Annotated in this window: 16 protein-coding genes and 1 pseudogene; 13 read left to right on the forward strand and 4 right to left on the reverse strand. The window is 52.0% G+C overall.

Annotated elements, in window-relative coordinates:
* The 4 genes from ACETWG_04435 to ACETWG_04450 form a co-directional block, all read right to left on the reverse strand.
* Window positions 1–506 (reverse strand): hypothetical protein (locus ACETWG_04435; GenBank protein ID MFB0515839.1); only part of this gene is annotated, 506 nt, incomplete at its 3' end.
* A 94-nt stretch (window positions 507–600) separates the two neighbouring features.
* Window positions 601–2,520 carry a DEAD/DEAH box helicase gene (locus ACETWG_04440; protein MFB0515840.1) on the reverse strand — a complete coding sequence of 640 codons (1,920 nt, stop codon included), beginning with the start codon at window positions 2,518–2,520 and terminating at the stop codon, window positions 601–603.
* A gap of 39 nt (window positions 2,521–2,559) precedes the next feature.
* Window positions 2,560–3,900 (reverse strand): hypothetical protein, encoded by a 1,341-nt coding sequence (locus ACETWG_04445; protein MFB0515841.1) that lies wholly within the window; start codon window positions 3,898–3,900, stop codon window positions 2,560–2,562.
* Between the two features lie 45 nt (window positions 3,901–3,945).
* Window positions 3,946–4,902: a DNA adenine methylase gene (locus ACETWG_04450; GenBank protein MFB0515842.1), complete on the reverse strand. Its 957-nt coding sequence runs from the start codon at window positions 4,900–4,902 to the stop codon at window positions 3,946–3,948.
* Window positions 4,903–5,565: 663 nt separating this feature from the next.
* On the opposite strand from ACETWG_04450, the gene ACETWG_04455 reads away from it, so the two are divergent.
* The 13 genes and pseudogenes from ACETWG_04455 (at window position 5,566) to hdrA2 (ending at window position 21,099) form a co-directional block, all read left to right on the forward strand.
* Window positions 5,566–7,752: a S9 family peptidase gene (locus ACETWG_04455; GenBank protein MFB0515843.1), complete on the forward strand. Its 2,187-nt coding sequence runs from the start codon at window positions 5,566–5,568 to the stop codon at window positions 7,750–7,752.
* 535 nt (window positions 7,753–8,287) lie between these two features.
* Window positions 8,288–8,557: a two-CW domain-containing protein gene (locus tag ACETWG_04460; protein ID MFB0515844.1), complete on the forward strand. Its 270-nt coding sequence runs from the start codon at window positions 8,288–8,290 to the stop codon at window positions 8,555–8,557.
* A 63-nt stretch (window positions 8,558–8,620) separates the two neighbouring features.
* Window positions 8,621–8,920, forward strand: coding sequence for a ferredoxin family protein (locus tag ACETWG_04465; protein MFB0515845.1), 300 nt, complete (start codon window positions 8,621–8,623; stop codon window positions 8,918–8,920).
* A 44-nt stretch (window positions 8,921–8,964) separates the two neighbouring features.
* Window positions 8,965–10,083: a 2-oxoacid:acceptor oxidoreductase subunit alpha gene (locus ACETWG_04470; GenBank protein ID MFB0515846.1), complete on the forward strand. Its 1,119-nt coding sequence runs from the start codon at window positions 8,965–8,967 to the stop codon at window positions 10,081–10,083.
* Window positions 10,080–10,988 carry a thiamine pyrophosphate-dependent enzyme gene (locus ACETWG_04475; protein MFB0515847.1) on the forward strand — a complete coding sequence of 303 codons (909 nt, stop codon included), beginning with the start codon at window positions 10,080–10,082 and terminating at the stop codon, window positions 10,986–10,988. Before ACETWG_04470 ends, ACETWG_04475 begins: the two co-directional genes overlap by 4 nt.
* A gap of 270 nt (window positions 10,989–11,258) precedes the next feature.
* Window positions 11,259–11,855: a 2-oxoacid:acceptor oxidoreductase family protein gene (locus tag ACETWG_04480; protein ID MFB0515848.1), complete on the forward strand. Its 597-nt coding sequence runs from the start codon at window positions 11,259–11,261 to the stop codon at window positions 11,853–11,855.
* Between the two features lie 186 nt (window positions 11,856–12,041).
* Window positions 12,042–12,212: an FAD-dependent oxidoreductase gene (locus ACETWG_04485; GenBank protein MFB0515849.1), complete on the forward strand. Its 171-nt coding sequence runs from the start codon at window positions 12,042–12,044 to the stop codon at window positions 12,210–12,212.
* A gap of 15 nt (window positions 12,213–12,227) precedes the next feature.
* Complete coding sequence (locus tag ACETWG_04490; GenBank protein ID MFB0515850.1) at window positions 12,228–15,182, forward strand: 4Fe-4S binding protein; 2,955 nt, start codon at window positions 12,228–12,230, stop codon at window positions 15,180–15,182.
* 40 nt (window positions 15,183–15,222) lie between these two features.
* Window positions 15,223–15,708, forward strand: coding sequence for a hydrogenase iron-sulfur subunit (locus tag ACETWG_04495; protein ID MFB0515851.1), 486 nt, complete (start codon window positions 15,223–15,225; stop codon window positions 15,706–15,708).
* A gap of 32 nt (window positions 15,709–15,740) precedes the next feature.
* A complete protein-coding gene (locus ACETWG_04500; GenBank protein MFB0515852.1) occupies window positions 15,741–16,907 on the forward strand; it encodes a (Fe-S)-binding protein in 1,167 nt (388 codons plus the stop codon).
* Window positions 16,908–17,187: 280 nt separating this feature from the next.
* A complete protein-coding gene (locus tag ACETWG_04505; GenBank protein MFB0515853.1) occupies window positions 17,188–17,685 on the forward strand; it encodes a 4Fe-4S dicluster domain-containing protein in 498 nt (165 codons plus the stop codon).
* On the forward strand, window positions 17,682–18,545 hold the full coding sequence (locus ACETWG_04510; GenBank protein MFB0515854.1) for a CoB--CoM heterodisulfide reductase iron-sulfur subunit B family protein: 864 nt from the start codon (window positions 17,682–17,684) through the stop codon (window positions 18,543–18,545). Before ACETWG_04505 ends, ACETWG_04510 begins: the two co-directional genes overlap by 4 nt.
* Before the next feature lie 142 nt (window positions 18,546–18,687).
* Window positions 18,688–21,099 (forward strand): annotated as a pseudogene (gene hdrA2 / locus ACETWG_04515) (CoB-CoM heterodisulfide reductase HdrA2).
* Window positions 21,100–21,362: the final 263 nt, after the last annotated feature.

Genomic DNA, 21,362 nt, shown 5'->3' on the forward strand with positions numbered 1-21,362 from the left:
CTGGCTTTCTCGTATTGTAATGCATATTCTTCAGCAACCTTCCCAATCTTATTTCGAATATTTGTATCTTGGATAGTCTTGTAAATACCTTCACGTAGATAAGCAAGAAGATGGTTTACATGATCTAAGTATCGAGTTTCAACAAGAGCTCTCTCAGGTGTCACTAGAATAAGTCCAACGCGAGAAAGCAATTTTAACCATAGGATTATCTCTGAAGAATCATCAGGACTTCTATCGTAAACTAATGTTTCGTAACTTGTATCAGCTCGAAACCTATTTAATAAATCACTACAACATCGATCACATGAAACCGGATTAAGGAAAATCTTCTTAACCATAAATTCCTTGGCTTTTTCAGAAATCTGAAAGGCAACATCTACTTGTGCCTGACCGAATTGATTGCCTAGATTTGTGATAACAATTCCTCGTTGTGTTGCTTTTATGAAGCCATAGCTAATTCCCTCAGAAATTACATCGCTTGGTGAAGCATCAGATTCGATTAACATTGAAGCATGTAGACGCCTTTTTAGCTCCGATTCTATGATACACCGAGTACGTAAGGCCTTATACATTGCACACAGATTTGCCAATTCGTCAGGTTTAACTACCATAGCGAGAGAGAAATATTAATATATGTTTCTCTACGAGTTCTAAATCAACCTCTTCTTCTGCTCCAAGATCTTCTGACCAATAACCAGCGAATTCACGAGGTATATCTCCCTCTAATATCTGATGCATAGCCTGCATTTTTTGTTTAAGCCGATCATGAACTACATCATCAATCGATTCTTTGGCAATTATCAGGTGATAACAGGTTTCTTGCGTTTTCGCAAGCCCGAGTCTATGAATTCTATCCATTGATTGAAGGTAGTGCGCACAATTGAAGGATCGGTCAAGATATATTGCTTGATGACATACTCTATGTAGTGAAATAGACTCAGCACAGGCTGCTGGATTAGCAATGAGTATTTCACAATTTGGATTATCCTTGAATTTCTTTATTAGACCTTCTCTCGTAATTTCATCTTTATCAGAAACTAAGGCAATTCCACCATGAATAATTACTGGATTATAAGCCGTTAAAAGACTTGCAATCATCTGTAGATTATGGACGAATGTGGACCATATGATAACCTTTTCACCACTTGAACAAATCTCATTCGCTAATTCTGATACAAGTGCAATTTTCTCAGGAACTTCATAATCTGCGTAGTGCTCTATAGCGGTGCTAAGCGGTACGCTACGTAACTCGATAGGCGGAAGACCGAACTCATCGCATTTTTTTAGGAGTAACGCAGGGTTGGAGGCTATTTGAAGTAGACGCACAGCTCTAGCTCTTCTCCATTCGCGAAGAGCATTCCTGTCCTGTGGAGATTCTGAAAGCTGTTTAAGGAATCGCGCAGCGACACCCGCATAAATCCTTTTTTGTAGTGGGCTTAATTGGCATCTGTGAATCTTAAAAGTTTGAGGTGGCAAACCAAGCTGACTTTTGGTAGTTCGAAAGAAGAGAGGTCCGACACGTTCTTGAAGGGCGTCTATAACATCACTTTGTTCCCGATCGCGAATTTCATAAATATATCGATCCGAAGAACCAAGAGGATGCTGATTGTACCACAGAAATTGAAATTGTGACCACAAATCAGCAGGGCTGTTAGGCATCGGGGTGCCAGTGAGAATAATTCGACGTACTGAAAAAGGGGCAAGCATTAATGAAGCAGAAGCCAGCTTACCACCTTTAGGGCGTTTGATATAATGTGATTCATCTAGGACCGTGAGATACTTGCGGCCTTTTAGCATTCGAATTATATAATCTACATCATTCGCAGCCGTATGATAGGTAAGGAGTATAAGTTCATATCGATGTGCTAGTAAATAGCATTCTAAACGTTCCTCTAGTGGTCTTCCAGCCAATCGGATGCTTTTTGCACTTTTTCCGAAACACTCTTTAAATTCATCCTCCCAAGGTTGAAAACTACTCGTTGGCCCAATTACTAAAAGTGAATCTAATTTTCCTTGTTGCCTCAATATTTGGAAATAAGCTAATGCAATCGTGGTTTTCCCACTACCAGGAACAGAAAAATTAGCACCATTCTCTACAGTGAGGAGATGATGTACAGCATGTATTTGGAAATCCTTTAGTTCCCTTATAAATACATTTGCTAGCGTCTGTTTTATATTTTTTTTTGCATTATCTTCAATTTTATATTTCGCTTTTTTCCCACGAACTAGTTTTTCATTGTACTCTATTTTTTCATCTCTTATCTTTTCCAAGATTTGTTCACAGTTATCATCTAGCTCATAGTCTATTTCATATTTGTTTAAGTGTTGAATAAGTTTCTGCAGTTTAAGAGATATTTCTACCCCCACCTCAATCTGCCATTCACTTAATTTCTCGTTAAATGTGGCGCCTAGGGTACCACGGAAGTAAATCCTATGTATAGGCTTATTTAAGATTCCTAAGCCTTCTTGATCGAAATATTTAATGCTTAAGGTATTACGGTCTATTATTAATTTTATCAAGAGATCAATACCTCGATTTTTACCTCCGTATCGATCAATCTAGGCACGGAACCTACGAGTTATTTTTCTTAGTTCATTAATAGCTGTAATTATTTGTTGTAGGATAGTATCTATTTCTGGGTCGTCTAATTTATCTGGCTCTAGCGGTATGCCATTAATATTATTGAGTGCTCTTTTAGCTAAGACTATTGGACGCTCAGTGTCCTTTATAATCTTTTCTTTTTCTTTTGCATCCTCAAATAAGGTTTTTAATTCGTTCTTGCGAGCAGCTTTCCAAACTGCCTCCTCATGCAAATCCCTTGCTTCAATTGCTGTTTGAATTCCTCCCTCATCTAACGATTCATAATAGTCTTCATCATCTGTTTCTCCAGTATCAGATGAACGACCTAATCCTTCTTCACAAAGTTCTTTATCCGTAAGATTAGAATCTAAATCAAGAGCATATTTTATAATTTCCCAAGGTTCTTTTTTAGCAAATATATCTCGCAAATCCCTTATACGCCAATGTGAAAATCCTCCTCTAATATAATAAAACCCAACTAATTTAAATTCATTAATATCATTTTCATCTGGAGTCCAGTCTCTTCTAATCGGGCCCCTTGGTCTTTGAGCCCATGAAATTATATTTTGTAGATCAATAAAATGTTCAGCCACACCTTTCACGAGATAATATCTACCCGGCTTCCTTATAAAATCTGAAAGGTATTCATCAATTAAATTCAATCGTTCTAAATCACTACTCATTTTTTCCGATGTTACGCCATAAATTCTAGCAGCCATATCCACGATTTTAAGTCCTGAATCTATACCTTCTTTTAATTTGAGTAAGTTGTTAATTGGACTATAATCTAGCTGTTGGGGGGCGGACATCTGAATACCAGCTTCGATAAGCCAAAGCTCTGATTTTGTTATCTCTGATGGAAGTACATGAACTTCTAGGTACTTATATCTTTCTTCTCCTGTTTCAGCATAAAGCTCCTCTAATAATGCTTTCCTTCGATTTCCATTTATTACTATTCCGTCACACGTAATGATTCCTGGTCGAATCTGTCCTTTCTTAGCAAGGTCCTCTTTGATCTTCTCATTCTCATCTTTTCGTATAGATAGAAGTAAATCTTTGATAATCTTTTGATCATCCTGATCCCAGATATTAAGAGATCGTCCTAATTCTGCCTCTTTCTCAATAACTTCAGCGTGGATTCGGCCATTTGCTTTATTGAATGCTAGTTCATTATTATTAAGCGTATAAATTGGCTCTTGTTGAACTTTCCCTTTAACCTCTAATTTATCATATCTAAGTGTTTTATCTTCCTGTTGTCCTTTTAAATAAGCCTGAATAATCCTTTTTTTTGACTTATCAAATGGCATTGTAGCTGGCATGAGTTACCTCCACACTTCAATAAGGATGATTAATAGTAATCACACTTATACTCTACCCCTTGGTGGATTTATTTTATTTAATGACTTTTCTTTCCTTGTTAACCTTATCGGTATCCGTCCAGTTTGAGAAGCTTTAGTAAAGAATTTATTCTCCCATAATACTTCTGTGCGTGGATAATCCCTTCCAGACGTATCGCGTGTATTTGTTTCAATTTCCTTTCTATTCCAGCCTTTATCAGGTGTAAGTATTGAATTATACAATTCAGAGTCATACCCGCTAATTAATATCATACACCGGGCTTTTGAACATAGATTCAACAATTCTGAATGAAAGCTTTCATTATTCGCATCGTGTCGGTAGTTATGGCTGCGATTCGCGAAGTATGGGGGATCTAAATAAACCAATGTAGCAGGCCTATCAATAAACATTTTTAATAGTTCGCGTGCATCTCTATTTTCGATTCGTACATTCCTTAGTCTTTCTACAACTAAAGCGATGCGGTCGGGTAGGTTGTACCAGCGGTTCACTCTCGCTTCTCGATTACCACGAGAATATGATTGCGAAAATGAAAAGCCAGCTTTCTTCGGCTCAACAGTTCCGTTAACTGTCATCATTGCTGTGATTAAAAATCGTCTAGCTCTTTCCAGAGGATTTAGGTTGTTTGTTTTTTCTCTAACACGTTGGTACTCAGCTCTGGCATATGGTGTGAGGGCTATAACTCTGCAGAGTTCACTGGTGTTATATCTGATTTGATCAAAGAGATTAATAATTTCCCCATCAATATCATTTATCACTTCTATTGGTGCGGGTTTTTTAGCAAGAGTGATGGCGGCAGATCCACAAAAAGTCTCTACCCATGCGTTGTGTGGTGGAAGTAATTCGACTATTTTTGTAGCTAGTCGCTGCTTAGCACCGTAGTAGCCGAAAGGAGGTTTGATGGATTTGGCAGTTTTGAATTTTGGTGAAATAGATCCATTTGTATAGTAATCATCTTCATGCATTTTCACACCTCAGAGTTCAATTAGAAATTTAAATGAGACAGACTATGATAGAAAGTGTTTTATTTTTCATCCTATGACTTAATCAGATATCCTATGACACTTAACTATTATCTATGAAGTAACATGCCATGCCTTTGAAGCCTGATATTCTGTCTGTAACCTTGCTTAAATATATTTTTCACTTCTTTCTGATACAATAAATAACCTTGATGTGATATCACTTGGATCAGTCGTGCCTGTCGATTAATACTCATAATAACATAGACGGGGAAAATTCGCGAAATCAAATCAGGTCCCGGATTCTGGACCAGATAAGAAGTGTGATGCGCCCCAGGCGGACGACGCCAGGCCGCTGCGTGACTGGTCGCCGCAGGGTTGGCGTTCTGGTTCTATGTCAGTGGACGGAGGGGAGCCGGCTAAATAAGTCTTTTCTTGAAGGTATAGGTCACGTTCATGCTGAAGCCCAGGCCGCTGCGGTTACTTTCTTCCTGGCTGAAGGCTGATAGCTGACCGCTGGCGGCTCCTTTCGCGCCCCTTCGTCAAGCCCCGCTACACTTCGTTACGCAGGGTAAACTCAGGGCAGGCCCCGGTCTTTGCAGTCCCGCGGCTTTTGATGTAGCTTTAGCCGCCTTAGTTACCTGTTATTTTAAAAGGACTATAGCTATGTACACCCTCCGCGGCAAAGTATTAATCTTCCCCCTATTCTTCACCGTCCTGTTGCTGGGCCAGGCCAGTGATCGACAGCTCACCCTGGAAGACATCTTCCTCAACCGCACCTACGAAGGCGAGTCCTTCCGGGTCGAGGCCTGGATCGAGGACGGCACGGCCTACCTTACCACCGAGAAGACCGACAGCGGCCGGTTCGTTATCCGGCACGACGTTGCCACCGGCGAGGAGACCGTTTTCCTGGACAGCACGGCGCTGGTGGTGGCCGGCCAGGAGGAGCCGCTCCCGCTCGACGGCTACCGGCTTTCGCCGGACGAGCGCTGGGTGCTCTTTGCCGGCAGTGAACGGCGCATCTGGCGGCGCTCACAGGAAGCCGCCTACATCCTGCACGAGCGGCAGACGGGGGTCACCCGCCGCCTGACCGCTGAGGCGCGCCCCCAGTCCAACGCCTGCTTCTCACCGGACAGCCGATACGTGGCCTACGTGATGGGCAACGACCTCTACGTCTACGACCTGGATAAGGGCAAGACGCGCCGCCTGACCAAGGACGGCAGCGAGAGCATCATCAACGCCCAGGCCGACTGGCTGTACGAGGAGGAATTCTCGCTGACCCGGGCCTACGAATGGTCGCCCGACAGCAAGTCCATCATCTACATTCGCTTCGACCAGGGTCACCTGCCATTTTATACCCTCAAGGACGAGCTGCAGCATTACCCGGCGCTCACGCAGATCCGCTACCCGAAGGTGGGCGAGCGCAACAGCCTGGTGCAAGTGGGTGTGGTGGATGTGCAGAAGGGTCGGACGCGGTGGCTGGACCTGGGCCCGGAGACCGACATCTACGTCCCGCGCCTGTTCTGGACCGGCCAGGAGGGGCAGGCAGCTTTCTACCGCCTGGACCGGCCCCAGCACCGGCTGGAGCTGGTGCTCGCCGAGGCCCGCACCGGCAAGACCCGGGTCGCCGCCGTCCAGAGCGACACGGGCTGGGTGGACGTCACCGACGACCTGCACTTCATTGACGATGGCCGGCGCTTCATCTGGACCAGCGAGGAATCCGGCTACCGGCACGTCTACCTCCACGACCTCGCCGCCGGCCAGGCGCGCGCCCTCACTTCCGGCGATTGGGAGGTCTCGGGCATTGTGGACGTGGATGAGGAAGGCCAGGTGGTCTACTTCAGCGGCAAAAAGGACGCCGTGACCGAACAGCACGTATACCGGGTGGCATTTGACGGCTCCGACCTGCAGCGTCTCACCCAGCCCGGCGGATGGTACTCCTGCTCCTTCGCCCCCGGTTTCAAACACTACGTCCAGTCATGGTCTGATCGCAATACGCCTTCGCGCATAAGTTTGCACACCGCCGATGGCGAACTGGTGCGCTGGCTCGTGAAGGACCCCCCTACCGCCCTGCAGGAACTGGACTTACCGGCCTGGGAGTTATTCACCCTCACCACCAGCGATGGTGCCGACCTTAACGCGGTAATCCTGAAGCCGAAGGGCTTCAATCCGGGCCGGAAGTATCCGACCGTCATATATACCTATGGCGGTCCCGGCTCGCAGCTGGTCGCCGACCGCTGGGGCGGGCGGGGGGCGCTCTGGCACCAATACCTGGCCCAGGAAGGGTTCGCGGTACTCACCGTTGATAACCGCGGCACCGGCGGGCGGGGCGAGGCCTTCAAGAACCTGGCCTACAGCGACATCGGCAAATGGGCCCTGAACGACCAGATCGAGGCCGCCAAGTGGATCGGCCGCCAGGGCTGGGGCGACCCGGAGCGCATCGCCATCTGGGGCTGGTCCGGCGGGGGCTACCTGACCGCCCTGTGCCTCACCGCCGGCGCCGAGTACTTCAAGTGCGGCATCGCCGTGGCCCCGGTGACCGACTTCCGCCTGTACGATACCGCCTGGACCGAGCGCTACATGGGCCTGCTGCCCCGGAATAAGGCCGGCTACGACTCAACCGACGTGCTCAGCTACGTAGACCGCTATAAGGGTGGGCTCCTGCTGGTTCACGGCACCGGCGACGACAACGTCCATCCCCAGAATACCTGGCAGCTCATCGAGAAGCTGACCGAGCGGAATAAGCCGTTTGACCTGATGATGTATCCCGGCAAGAATCACGGCCTGCCCGGGACGCACTACCATCTGTACAGCAAGATGACCAGGTTCCTGAAAGCAAATCTTGGGGGCTGACTGAAATAGCGCTAAAGACCAGCTAAAATCCTGCGGTCCTGGAATGGGTGGACCGTCCCTGCAGGGCGCGAGCTGCGGCCTGCTCAGGCGGAAAATCCGCTTCCGCTGTCGACCGATTCCCGCTTATATAAGATTTGTTTATCCTAATATCCTTTTCTTATTGCAACCTTCTCGCGAGTAGGTCTAAATTGAGACGGAAGGGAAATAGGAATTGTTCCCCGGAAGTGGGTATTAAAGGGCTATGACTTTACGTAATCTGCACCTCTTCCCACCAAGCATAGGACCGGATGTCACCTCCTTCGACCTATCGGGTTGTTTAATCATTCCATCCCCCGCCCTGATACCCAGGACCAGTTTGAATGACCGCCGCTGCAGCAAGAGCGGGTTCCTGCCCGTGCCCGTCCGTTCAAAGCGGGATCAGCGATCCCCCTACCTCCGGTAGATGAACCTCGGCTCCGCAAAGGCATTGATCGCAATCCCATCCGGGGCTGGCTATTTGTGTGATCCTGACGATAATGCGAGGGGGCGCTGAATCATGAAGCTTAACTGCTGGGATTACATGAATTGCGGGCGCGAGGTTGATGGAGCCAATGTGGTCACCCGCGGTATCTGCCCGGCCTGGTCATATTGGACCTTTCAGGGCAAAAACGGTGGTTTCCGCGCGGGACGCTATTGCTGGAACGTCGCCGGCACCTTCCGCGAGGGAGAGCCCCTGTGCACCCACGCCGCCGAGTTTAGCAGCTGCACCAAATGCGATTTCTACCGGCTGGTCGAAAAGGAGGAAGGCAAAAACTTTGCGGCCTAGGCGCGGGTGATGCTTTATCACTGAGCCTCAGGTCCACGAATACACAAAGGGATAAAGGACGCTATGAACTACTGGCGTGTACCGCTTGACCTCGAAGAGATCGAAATTCCGCACGGCGAGATCCACCTGATCGTGGATCGCTGTAAAGGCTGCGGCTTCTGCGTTGAGTATTGTCCCCGGGATGTCCTTGAGTTGTCCACTGAATTCAACCGCAAGGGTTATCACTATCCGAATATCCTGAATCAGGGCTCCTGCGTAAACTGTAATTTGTGTGAAATGATCTGCCCCGAATTTGCCATCTTCTGCCTGGAAGCGGAGAAGAGGCACCCGGAGCCTGAAGAAGTCCTTCAAGGAGGTAAATAGTCGTGAAGGCTGATCCTATCGGCGTCGCTACGGGCAGCTATTACATGGACGGCGACCACGCCTGTGCGGAGGGCGCCATCGCCGGGGGCTGCCGCTTCTTCGCCGGCTATCCCATCACACCCTCTACTGAGGTAGCCGAGAGAATTTCAGAACGCTTCCCCAAAGTGGGCGGCATGTTCATCCAGATGGAGGACGAACTAGCTTCCATGGCGGCCATTATCGGCGCCGCCTGGGCCGGAACCAAGGCGATGACGGTCACTTCAGGCCCCGGCTTCTCCCTGATGATGGAAAACCTGGGCCTCGGAGCCATGATGGAAACTCCCTGCGTGGTGGTCAACGTCCAGCGCGGGGGCCCTTCCACCGGCCTGCCCACCCTCACCGGCCAGGCAGATATGATGCAGGCACGCTGGGGCTCCCACGGGGATTACGAGATCATCGCCCTCTCCCCCAACTCACCCCAGGAATGCTTCGACCTGACCATCACCGCCCTCAACCTCGCCGAGCAGTGGCGGGTCCCGGTCCTGTTCATGATGGACGAGTGCGTGGGACACATGACCGAGAAAGTGGTGATCCCCAAACCCGAGGAAATCGATATCGTCCCGAGGAAATACTACCAGGGTGATCGGGAAACCTACCGTCCTTTCAAGTTCGACGGTACGGCAAACATTGCCCCCATGGTCAAGGCCGGGGATGGCTACTTCATTCACGTGACGGGACTGACCCACGACGAGCGGGGCTACCCGATCATCAACGCCGACGCCCAGGACAAGAACGTCCGCCACCTGGTTGATAAAATTCGCAATAACGCGGAGAAAATCTGGATAATCGAGGAGGACAGCGTTGAGGACGCCGAGGTGGTCGTCGTCTCTTACGGCATCACTTCCCGGGTGGCCCTGAAGGCGGTGGAAGCGGCCCGGAACAAGGGCATTAAAGTCGGCACCTTGAGGCTGATCACCGTGTGGCCGTTTCCCGAAGCGCGGGTTCGACAGCTGGCCCGCAAAGTGAAAACATTTGTGGTCCCGGAAATCAACATGGGACAAATCGTACTGGAGGTTGAGCGCTCCGCACAGGGACAGGCCAGGAGCATCCTGGTCCCCCACGCGGGAGGCTGGGTACACGATCCGAACGACATCCTGGCAGCCATCGAGGAGGGCGCAGCATGAGCGAGATGGAACAAGAATACAGCGACACTCTGACCATACCGCCACCGGAAGAAGAACTGCGCCACCCCATGGAACAGTACCTCCGCATGGAACGGCTGCCCCATATCTGGTGCTCCACCTGCGGTATCGGCACTGTCCTCACCGCCTTCATCGCCGGCCTACAAAAATCCGGGCTGGATCGCAAAAAAGTGGCCGTGATCTCAGGGATCGGCTGTTCGGGCCGCGCCGCCGGCTATCTCCGCCTGGACTCCTTCCACTCCACTCATGGCCGCGCCATACCCTTCGGAACCGGACTCGCACTGGGGAACCCCGAACTGAAGATAGCCGTGATCAGCGGCGACGGGGATCTGGTGGCCATCGGGGGAAATCACCTCATCCACGCCGCCCGACGAAACATCAATATGACGATCATCTGCATCAACAATTTCAATTATGCCATGACCGGTGGCCAGGCGGGTCCCACCACCCCCATTGAGGCCAACGCCTCCACGGCCCCCTACGGCTGCTACGAATTCCCCTTCAACCTGCCTCACCTGGCCGAATCGAGCGGAGCAGTGTACGTAGCCCGCTGGACGGCCCTGCACATCCGTCGGCTCACCAATGCCGTAGCCGATGCTCTCCTCAAGCCGGGATTCTCCTTCATCGAGGTGGTCTGCCCCTGCACCACCCTCTACGCCCGCCGCAACCGGCTGGGCGACGGCCTGGACCTCATGCGCTTCTACCACGACAACGCCATTATCAAACACGGCGCGGATACCCGCGAAGTGGACATCGAGTTCCAGAAAAGCATCATCGTCGGCAAATTCGTCGATAAAGACAAACCGACCTTCCTGGAAAAACGTGATCAGTTCCTGAAATCCAAACTGGGTGACCAGTTCGTGCCATACAGGCCACCTACGCCGTGAGTTTTTAGTGATTGGTGATTGGTCGGCATACTGATTATGGAGGATAATAGTTCTGATCAGGACAAACTGTATAAGCTGGAGGATTTTGAACTTTATAAGACTGCCGGCAATTTTCGCAAGAAAGTTTATGAGGTTCTAAAAGCATTGGCACGGGCTATATAGCATACCTGAAGAAAAGCCAGGATATGGCAAGTAAATAGGTACTATAATGAGAATAGATATCAACACCCAATCACCAGTAACCAGTTGCGACAAGAAGGGCACTTGACCATGGACATTAGATTTTCCGGCTTTGGAGGACAGGGAATCATTAAAGCCGGCATTCTGGTCGGCAAGGCCGCCTCCCTGTTCGATAACAAGTTCGGCACTTTAACCCAGAGCTTTGGCCCGGAAGCCCGCGGCGGAGCCTGCTCCGCCCAAATCGTCATCGACGACTCCCCGGTGCTCTACCCCTACATCGTGGTCCCCGAAATCCTGGTCACCATGTCCCAGGAAGCCTACGAGAAGTTCAACGAAGAGCTGATCCCCGGGGGTATCCTGCTTACCGACGAAGACCTGGTCAAAACCGATAAGTTTCGAAAAGACGTCAAGGTCTATTCCATCCCCTCTACGAGAATCGCTGAAGAGATGGGGAACCGTATCTTCGCCAACGTGGTCATGATCGGCTTCTTCACCGCTGTTACCAGAGTGGTCAGCCCGGAGGCGGTGCAAAAGGCCCTGCCCGGTGCCGTGCCTGACCGATTTATTGACGTCAATATCGAAGCCTTCGAGCGGGGGTATGACTATGGAATGAATTTGCTGAAAAAGAAGCAACCGGCGGCGAAGGCCAAGACGGGAACCAAAAAGAAAGTGAAAGCTGCAGCTTGATCTGCTTCAAAGAGATGCTGGTTCCATCTACAGACAGTTGATAGTCAGGGATATGATCATATTGCACCGGTCACCAACCGCTCTCAGCAGCATTCACAGCACGCTCTCGGGTGCCCCTGGATTTTTTCTCTACCCCGATGTAATTCGCGTACTCGTAACGCAACGAAGCAAACGGCGGAGGTAAGCTTGACAGACAAGGGAGTCCTTGTCCTTGGAGGCGGGATTGCCGGCATGCAGGCGGCCTTGGACCTGGCTAATAGCGGCATTAAGGTCCATCTGGTGGAAAGGCGTCCCAGCATCGGTGGCCGGATGGCCCAGCTGGACAAAACTTTTCCCTCCATGGACTGCGCTATATGAATCCTTGGACCGAGGATGATGGATGTCGGTCGACATCCTAACATAATACTCTACACCAACAGCCAGCTGACCGAGCTTACTGGATCAGCCGGGGCTTTTACAGCCGAGATTTCTGTAAAGACCCGGTATGTAGACCCGGATCTATGTACCGCTTGCGGTGATTGTTCAGCTGTGTGCCCCGTCGCCCGACCCAGTGACTTCGATGTGGGTCTGAGCACTCGGAAGGCTATTTATCAGCCCTTTCCCCAGGCAGTACCCTCAGCCTATATCATGGATGATCAGGATTGCCTGGGGCATGTACCCATTGCGTGCGGCAAGTGTGCCGACGCCTGCAAGGTCGGGTGTATTGATTTCGACCGGCCGGATGAAATCATCGAAGTTGAGGTGACCGCTGTAATTGTCGCCACAGGCATTGATTATTACAATCCCCGGGAAGCCAGCGAATACGGATATACCCGGTTCCTGAACGTCGTCACCAGCTTTGAATTGGAACGATTGCTCTCGGCCAGCGGTCCTACCAAAGGTGAACTGCTACGATTCACCAACCGTGAGACGCCCGAAACCATTGCTTTTATCAACTGTGTGGGTTCGCGCAACGAAAAGCTGGACATTCATTATTGCAGCCGCATCTGTTGCATGAATTCCATTAAATCAGCTCTGGTTATTAGAGAACATTATCCCGACGCTGAGATTCTGGTCTTCTATGTCGATATCCGGGCCTTCGGCAAAGGATTTGAAGAGTACTTCCAACGGGCGCTTGACAAGGGCGTAAAGTTCATCAAAGGGAAGCCCTCCAAGATTGTGGAAGACCCCCAGACCAACGATCCCATTTTATTTGTTGAAAACACGCAAGATGGATCAGTTTCGAAATTCCCCGTCGATTTAGCGATTTTAAATGCCGCCATCATACCTTCGGGGGGCACGAAAGAACTGGCGGAGGTGGTGGGTATCGAACTGGATGAAGATAGCTTTTTCAAAGAATTGGACCCGTGTGCGAACCCTCTCGAATCCACCCGACCGGGTATTTTCCTATGCGGCTGTTCAACCGCCCCGAAAGATATCACCGATTCCATCGCGGAAGCCTCCGGCGCCGCGGCAAAAGCAGCCCTCGTTCCTGAACCTGAAGAGTTGGAGAAGGAGGAGGGAGAGGAAGAAATAGAGAAAGAAGAAGTAGAAATGGAGCCGGAGACGATCGCAGCGGGTGAATCCCTTGCTGAGACCGAGGGAGCGCCTGCAGGGGAGATACCCCAGCTCGACGTATCCGGTGAACCTCGAATCGGCGTTTTCATCTGTCATTGCGGTTTGAATATTGCCGGGGTTGTCTGTATAGAGGAAGTCGTGGAGTATGCTCGATTACTGGCTGATGTGGCCTATGTCGAAGATAGCCTGTTCACCTGTGCCAGCAGCACTCAGGAGCACCTTCAGGAAATGATTCTGGAACACGACCTGAACCGGGTAGTTGTAGCGGCCTGCACTCCCAGGACCCACGAGCCCATTTTTCAGGAGACCCTCAGAGCGGTGGGCCTCAATCCCTACCTGTTTGAGATGGCCAACATTCGTGATCAATGTTCATGGGTCCATCAGAATTCGCCAGAAGCCGCGACGGCTAAAGCCAGGGACTTGGTCCGCATGTCAGTGGCCCGGGTGAGAAGACTGCAGCCGCTGGAGCCGAGGGAAATGACCCTGAAAATTGCGGTTCTCGTCGTAGGTGGGGGGGTGGCTGGCATGCAGGCGGCCAGCGATATTAGCAGTCGGGGATTCAAGACCATCCTTATAGAGAGGGAGTCCCAGCTTGGTGGGCGGGTTTCCCAGGTGGCCACGCTCTACCCCAGCGGCATGGCCGGCAAGCAACTGGTGTCCCAGAAACTGAAAGAGCTCCATGAAGCGAATGTGGAAATCCTGACCAATACCTGTATTGAAGGAATTAGCGGGTTTGTCGGAAACTTCACTGTGTGCCTAGCAAGTCAATCCAACGGTAGAAGCCTGAAACGGGATATTGACGTGGGGGCAATTGTCCTGGCCATCGGTTCCGACCTGTATAAACCGGATGGTGAATTCGGTTATGGCCAATATGCCAATGCCTTCACAAATATGGAGGTCGAGCGGCTGCTGGTGGAGAAGGGGAAATTCACTGTTGCTGGCAAGAAGCCGCGTTCTATCGTTTATTTCCAGTGTGTCGGTTCGAGGAACCCGGAGACCAACCCGGGTTGTTCCCGCTACTGTTGTCAGACCGCTATCAAGCAAGCCATCAAGTTCCGCCAGCAGGGAATCAATGTGACCATTTTTTACCGGGACATCCGCATGTACAGCGTAGGCGCCGAGCGGATGTATCGGAAGGCCCGGGAGCTGGGCATTCTCTTCGTACCGTATTCAGTGAGTGATCCACCGAAAGTCATTGGTAAGCAAAGGGTGGAGTGCGTGGAGTTCCACCAACCCATTCTGGATACTGTCCTACGTCTGACAGTGGATGCGGTGGTGCTCTCTGTAGGTATGGTCCCCAAAGTCGGTGAGCACGACAACCTAGCCAATTTGCTCAAGGTAACTCGCAGCGGGGATCAATTCTTCATGGAGCGTCATCCGAAGCTGGGTCCCGTCGAGACCACGACGGAGGGTGTATTTCTCACAGGATGCGCCCAAGCCCCGAAGGACATCGGCGATTCAATCGTCCAATCCTCCGCGGTAGCGGCCAAGGTCGCTGCGCTACTCTCCAAAGGAACGATCAATCTGGAGCCCATTACGTCATTTGTGACCAAGGAGTTCTGTCGAGCCTGCGAGACGTGCGTAGCGATTTGCGAATACAATGCCATTGCGATCGAAGAGGAAGCGGGATTGAGGTTTGCGGTAGTGAACGAGGCTCTTTGCAAAGGCTGTGGCACCTGTGCCGCTCATTGTCCCTCAGGCGCCATTGACACCCATCATTTCCTGAAAGAGCAAATCGACGCCGTGCTCGATGCTCTGCTTACCAGTTGAAGCGTCATCTCTACGAGGGTAGTATAGCCCGGATCGTCTGATGAGCAGGAAAAAAGACTTCGAGCCCAAAATTGTCACTTTCGCCTGCAACTGGTGCAGTTATCCGGCGGCGGACACCGCCGGTGTGGGACGCATGCAGTATGCACCTGATATCCGGATCGTCCGGGTGATGTGTTCGGGACGAGTGGATCCCGCTTTTGTACTCAGAGCTTTCGAGCGGGGTGCGGATGGAGTCTTGATCACCGGTTGTCACCTGGTGGATTGCCACTACCTGTTCGGGGCCAGGGTGATGGAAGAAACCTACAAGTCGATCCAGCAGCTGGTGCACTTGCTGGGTATCGAACCAGAGCGCCTCCGCTACGAACAAATCTCGGCGGCGGAAGCAGCTAAATTCGTCAGGGTTGTCAATGAGTTCGTGGAAAGCGTGAAGAAGGTTGGCCCCCGACTCGACAGTGACCCCGGCGATATAGGTGGTGGAAAAATGACCGAGATCAGCGGCGATGAAATGGGGAGCATTCCCCAATAGTATCGTTAGCATTGCAGGTGCCTGAGAATGGTATGAACGCTGAGCTCATCGAGAGGATCAGACAAACAAACGGGCTAGCCTGCCTGGAATGTGGCAAGTGCACGAGTGTCTGCCCGGTCTCCACCTTTAGCCGACAGTACTCGCCTCGGATCATGCTGGCCAAAGCGGTCCGCCACCATTTTGAGGCCATATTCCAGGATTACGACCTGTGGAGCTGCCTGACCTGTAAGAAATGTGATGAATATTGTCCATCGGGCGTTCATTTTACCGAATTGATAAGAGCCCTGAGAGCCAGCGCCAAGCGATCCGGGTTTGACGGGAAATGTTCCCACTCTGGTGCGCTTCAATCGTTATCGAGAATCATGGCCGCCGAGCATCTGAAGCAGAACCGGCTGGACTGGTTGCCAAACGATCTTAAGACTACACAGAAGGGGGATATCCTCTACTTCGTGGGCTGTGCTCCATACTTCGACGTATTCTTTACCGACCTTGAGCTGCAGACGCTGGATGCCGCCAGAAGCAGCATCAGGATCCTGAACGCGCTGGGTATTTCCCCTGTTCTCCTGCCCAATGAGCGTTGCTGCGGCCATGACCTGCTTTGGAACGGCGATGTCGAGAATTTCAAACGGCTGGCCGAACACAACCTGAAGGAAATCGCAAGGACCGGGCCGAAGACCATCCTGTTTTCCTGCGCCGAGTGTATGAGCGCCTTTAAGAACCTTTATCCAGAACATGGCTTTACCGTTAAAGCCGAATTGAAGCACATGAGCCAGTTCCTGGCTGAAAAGATTGAATCAGGGGAGTTGGAGCTCGGACCAAGTGCGAGGCCAGTGACGTATCAGGACCCCTGCCGTCTCGGTCGTCATATGGGGATTTATGGGGAGCCGCGCCGAATACTGGCGGAAGGGAGTAGCGAAGGAAACGGGGGTGTCGGGTTCTATGAGATGAAACAATCGGGTTCTCGATCACTCTGCTGCGGTGTGAGCGCCTGGATGAATTGCGATACCACTTCCAAAGCGATTCAGACCGCACGGCTTAAACAGGCAAAAGAATCCGGCGCGCAGTTACTCGCGGTAGCCTGTCCTAAATGCCAAATCCATCTGGTCTGCGCTATGAAGGATAAGAAAGTGAATGAGAGCTACGGTATTGATATACAGGATATCGCCACGATTACCCTGGGAAGAGCGAAACTGAAATAGTTCGGATAAAGGATGAGCCTAATCAGGGACATAGCTCCAGCCGGGCTTCTGGCTAGCCGAGAATATAGTGCCGTCTACGTGCTGAGGTGCCCGGGTCCCACCTTCATTCTGGATGCTGATATCATCCATATCTATAATGCAAGGCAATCCTTCAAGAAGGGGGGTCAGACCAGGCCCTGTTCTTCTGATTGGTGGCAAGCCCGTCTTACTGGGAAGTGTTCCTCCAGTTACAGGAATCGTCAAACTCATCTCGTCTATTTCGTAGGGGAGGTGGGGTCCGATGGCTAAGCAGGAACCCAAAATAGAGTCCATCAACTTCTCATTTCGGGAACGGTTAAACGAGACCCTCAGCGGTCGGCATCATAATTACTGCTACCAGTGTGGCGCCTGCGTATCATATTGCCCTGTTGTGAATTATGCGCCGGAGTTTAATCCGCGAATGATTCTGCTTATGGCTATGTTCGGTCTTGAAGATAGACTGATCTCAGCCGATTCAGTGATCTGGAAGTGCACTAACTGTTATACGTGCTACGAACGCTGCCCGCAGGATGTGAGGCCGGTGGAAGTGATCACCGCGTTAAAGAATATCTGTGTAGAACGAGGCTTGGCGCCGGCGCTCATCGAAGAATATTCTAAGGGTATCCTGACAACGGGAATGAGTGCACCCCTATCCAGCGCGATTGAAAGCAGGCGGGAGAAGTTTGGACTCCCGGAGTTCAAAATGGGTGGATATAGCGAGATGAAGAAACTGCTCGCTGGGGAGGACAACTCCTCATGACCAAGGTGGTCCCATTCTGGGGATGTATGATCCCGCTGCGTTATCCCCACATCGAGATGGCCACCAGGAAGGTTTTCGATGCGCTTGGGCTTGAGCTGGTGGAAGACCTCCCGTTCACCTGCTGCCCCGATCCGATCTATTTCAAGGCCCGGGATGAGTTCGAGTGGCTGTTGATTGCCGCCCGTAACCTAGCAGTAGCGGAAGAACGTGGACTGCCGGTGATCACGGTCTGTAGCGGCTGCACCTCCACCTTAAAAGAAGCCCGCTTCCTGCTCAATGAAGATGAAAACCTGAAAGACCGGGTAAACGATAGGTTGAAGAAAATCGATCGGGAGTATAAAGGCACGGTGGAAGTAGAGCATGCGGTGGTCTACTTGCGGGACACACTGGGATACGACGCGGTGCGAGCCACGATTCAGAAGCCGATAACGAACCTCCGCGTAGCCATTCATTATGGATGTCATCTTCTTAAGCCAAGCCAGGTCATGGGTGTGGATGACGCCGATTACCCTGCCATCATGGCTGATCTGGTGGCTCTTACCGGGGCGACGCCCGTGAGGCATGAAGAGCAGCTGCTTTGCTGTGGTAGAGGGTGTATGGATGATCTGATCCCTTACCAGATGACCTCCGATGTGTTTGATTCAGTTAAGCGTGCTGAAGCAGACTGCCTTGGATTGATCTGCCCTACCTGTTTCTCCTCTTTTGATCTCGGGCAGCGTATAATCGAGCGGAAATTGGGCAAGAAACATGAGATCCCGGTGATTTATTATTTTCAATTGTTGGGCATAGCGCAAGGATTGACACCTGAAGACGTGGGACTCAATCAGCACAGGATTACTTTTAATGGGTTATTTGCATAATCGGCAGGAATCCCATACGAGCGGTCCATTTTGCCTTACTGGTCGTTGATGGGAGGCGCGTCTGCCCCAAGACGGCGAAAATATTTACCTGACGTATTGAAAGCTATTGGAGCCCTACGGCTCACCGAAGCAGGAGGAATCAATGTCGGAGAACGGACTGAGAGTAGGCGTATTTATATGCGAGTGCGGCAGTAACATCGCCGGTTCACTGGACTGTGACGCGGTGACCGAGTACGCCGCCACCCTCCCGGACGTAGTCTGTGCGGTGAAGAACAAATACACCTGCTCCGAACCCGGCCAACAGGAAATCAAAAAGCACATTAAAGAGCACAACCTGAACCGGGTGGTCGTGGCGTCCTGTACGCCGCGTATGCACGAACCTACGTTCCGGCAGTGCGTGGCCGATGCCGGATTAAATCCCTATCTCTTCGAAATGGCCAACATCCGGGAGCACTGCAGCTGGGCGCATTTGAGCGATTGGGACGGTGCTACCGCCAAGGCCAAGGACATTGTCAAGATCGCCGTGGCCCGAGCCCGGCTGCTAAAGCCGCGCATCGAATCGGAAATCCCGGTGCTGAAGGAGGTACTGGTGGTGGGCGGCGGAGTGGCCGGTATCCAGTCCGCTCTGGACCTGGCCGATGCCGGGTACCAGGTCCATATGGTAGAAAAGGAGGCATCCATTGGTGGGATCATGGCTGCATTGGACAAGACCTATCCCACCATGGACTGTTCCATATGAATACTGGGTCCGAAGATGATGGATGTCGGTCGACATCCCCGCATTAACCTCCTGACCTACAGCGAAATAGAAGACATTTCCGGTTACATCGGCAACTTCCACGTTACCGTGCGGAAGAAGGCCCGGTTCGTGGACGAAGCGGAGTGCAACGCCTGCGGCGAGTGCGAGAAGGTCTGCCCCGTGGTCGTACCGGACGAATTCCAGCAGGGCTTCTCTTCGCGCAAGGCGATCTACATGCCCTTTCCCCAGGCGGTCCCGTCCGTATATATCCTGAACGACCAGAACTGCCTGGGCCATAATCCCATCGCCTGCGGCAAGTGTGCCGAGGTCTGCGAAAAAAAGTGCATTGACTTCGATATGAAAGACGAGTTCATCGAGCTCGCTGTGGGTGCGGTGATCGTCGCCACCGGCATGGAGGTGTATGATCCCACAGAAATGGATGAATACGGCTACACCCGCTACGAGAACGTGATCACCAGCATGGAGTTCGAGCGGCTGATCTCCGCGGGCGGTCCCACCGAGGGGCATTTCATCCGCCCCACCGACCGGCAGACGCCCAAACGGATCGGATTCATCCAGTGTGTCGGCTCGCGAACCCAGAACGGCCGGGGCAATCCCTACTGCAGCAACATCTGCTGCATGAACACCATCAAGGACAGCCTGCTGCTGAGAGACCACTATCCCGACACGGAGATCAAGGTGTTCTACATTGATATCCGGGCTTTCGGCAAGGGATTCGAGGACCTGTACCAGCGCAGCAAGCAGTCCGGGGTGCAGTATATCCGTGGCGTTCCCGGCGAAGTATTCGAGGATCCCAAGAGCAGGAACATCAGCTTAACAGTCGAAGACACGGCCACCGGTTCCATCGAGGACCACGAGTTCGACCTAGTGGTGCTGTCGCAGGGTGTGATCCCGCGCAAGGACAGCGAAGTGATCCGGAAACTGCTCTCACTATCGCGCACGCAGGATGGCTTCTTCATGGAGTCGCATCCCAAGTTGAAGCCGGTGGACGCTCCCACCGGCGGGGTCTATTTCGCCGGCTGTGTGGAATCGCCCAAGGACGTGAAGGACAGCGTGACCCAGGCCAGCGCCGCGGCGGCCCGCGCCGAAATCCTGCTCAACTCCGACTATATCAGCGTTGAGGCCATCACCTCCGATCTCATCACCGACCTGTGCACCGGCTGCGGCATCTGTGTGCGGGTCTGCCCCTTCAACGCCATCACCGGCGGGGATGCCAAGGCCAAGATCCCGGTGGAGATCATCGAGGCGGCCTGCAAGGGCTGCGGCACCTGCGCGGCGGAGTGCAACTTCGATGCCATCCTCATGAAACACTTCGAGGACGCCCAGATCATGGCCATGGTCGATTCCATCCTAGAGACCGATCCGATGGAGAAGATCGTGGTGTTCGCCTGCAACTGGTGTTCCTACGCTGGCGCCGACCTGGCCGGGCTTTCGCGGATGCAGTATCCCAGCAGCGGGCGGGTCATCCGGACCATGTGCAGCGGCCGGGTGGATGCCGACTTCGTGCTGCACGCGTTCGAGCAGGGCGCGCCCATCGTGCTGGTCTCCGGCTGCCACTTCGCCGACTGCCACTACATCGACGCCAACCGCTGGACCCAGAAGCGGGTGGAGAGGCTGTGGGAAGACCTGGAGAAGCTGGGTATCCGTCCCGAGCGGCTGCAGCTGGAGTGGATCAGCGCCGCCGAAGGCCAGAAGTGGGCCCGGACGATGAAGGAACTGGAAGAGATGCGCCAGCAGGTCACTCAAGAGGAGGTGGAATACACCAAGCAGGTCCTGCGGGAAGCCCGCCTGAAAGCCGAGGCGCGAAAACAGGCTAGAGAGGCCAAGGAAAAGGAAGATCAAGCAGCACCGGCCACCGCAATGGCCTGAAACCGGGAGAGGCAAACATGGAAGAAGTACCCTTCAAGTGTCTGCGCTGCGGACACGAGTTCAAAGCCCCCTACGACAAGAAGGTGCCCGTGGAACGGGCCTGCCCCAAATGCAGCAGCAACAGCGTCCGGCCGATAAAAGAGAAAGCCAAGGCTGCCAAGGCCTGAGCCCGGAAGCGCTCGGACTCG

The organism is Candidatus Neomarinimicrobiota bacterium (genome assembly GCA_041862535.1).
Taxonomy (GTDB): domain Bacteria; phylum Fidelibacterota; class Marinisomatia; order SCGC-AAA003-L08; family TS1B11.

Bases quoted from the DNA above. Each gene is read 5' to 3' on its own strand.
- ACETWG_04445 (MFB0515841.1), bottom strand. From the start codon at position 3,900: ATGCCAGCTACAATGCCATTTGATAAGTCAAAAAAAAGGATTATTCAG.
- ACETWG_04450 (MFB0515842.1), bottom strand. From the start codon at position 4,902: ATGCATGAAGATGATTACTATACAAATGGATCTATTTCACCAAAATTC.
- ACETWG_04455 (MFB0515843.1), top strand. From the start codon at position 5,566: ATGTACACCCTCCGCGGCAAAGTATTAATCTTCCCCCTATTCTTCACC.
- ACETWG_04460 (MFB0515844.1), top strand. From the start codon at position 8,288: ATGAAGCTTAACTGCTGGGATTACATGAATTGCGGGCGCGAGGTTGAT.
- ACETWG_04465 (MFB0515845.1), top strand. From the start codon at position 8,621: ATGAACTACTGGCGTGTACCGCTTGACCTCGAAGAGATCGAAATTCCG.
- ACETWG_04470 (MFB0515846.1), top strand. From the start codon at position 8,965: ATGGACGGCGACCACGCCTGTGCGGAGGGCGCCATCGCCGGGGGCTGC.
- ACETWG_04475 (MFB0515847.1), top strand. From the start codon at position 10,080: ATGAGCGAGATGGAACAAGAATACAGCGACACTCTGACCATACCGCCA.
- ACETWG_04480 (MFB0515848.1), top strand. From the start codon at position 11,259: ATGGACATTAGATTTTCCGGCTTTGGAGGACAGGGAATCATTAAAGCC.
- ACETWG_04490 (MFB0515850.1), top strand. From the start codon at position 12,228: ATGATGGATGTCGGTCGACATCCTAACATAATACTCTACACCAACAGC.
- ACETWG_04495 (MFB0515851.1), top strand. From the start codon at position 15,223: ATGAGCAGGAAAAAAGACTTCGAGCCCAAAATTGTCACTTTCGCCTGC.
- ACETWG_04500 (MFB0515852.1), top strand. From the start codon at position 15,741: ATGAACGCTGAGCTCATCGAGAGGATCAGACAAACAAACGGGCTAGCC.
- ACETWG_04505 (MFB0515853.1), top strand. From the start codon at position 17,188: ATGGCTAAGCAGGAACCCAAAATAGAGTCCATCAACTTCTCATTTCGG.
- ACETWG_04510 (MFB0515854.1), top strand. From the start codon at position 17,682: ATGACCAAGGTGGTCCCATTCTGGGGATGTATGATCCCGCTGCGTTAT.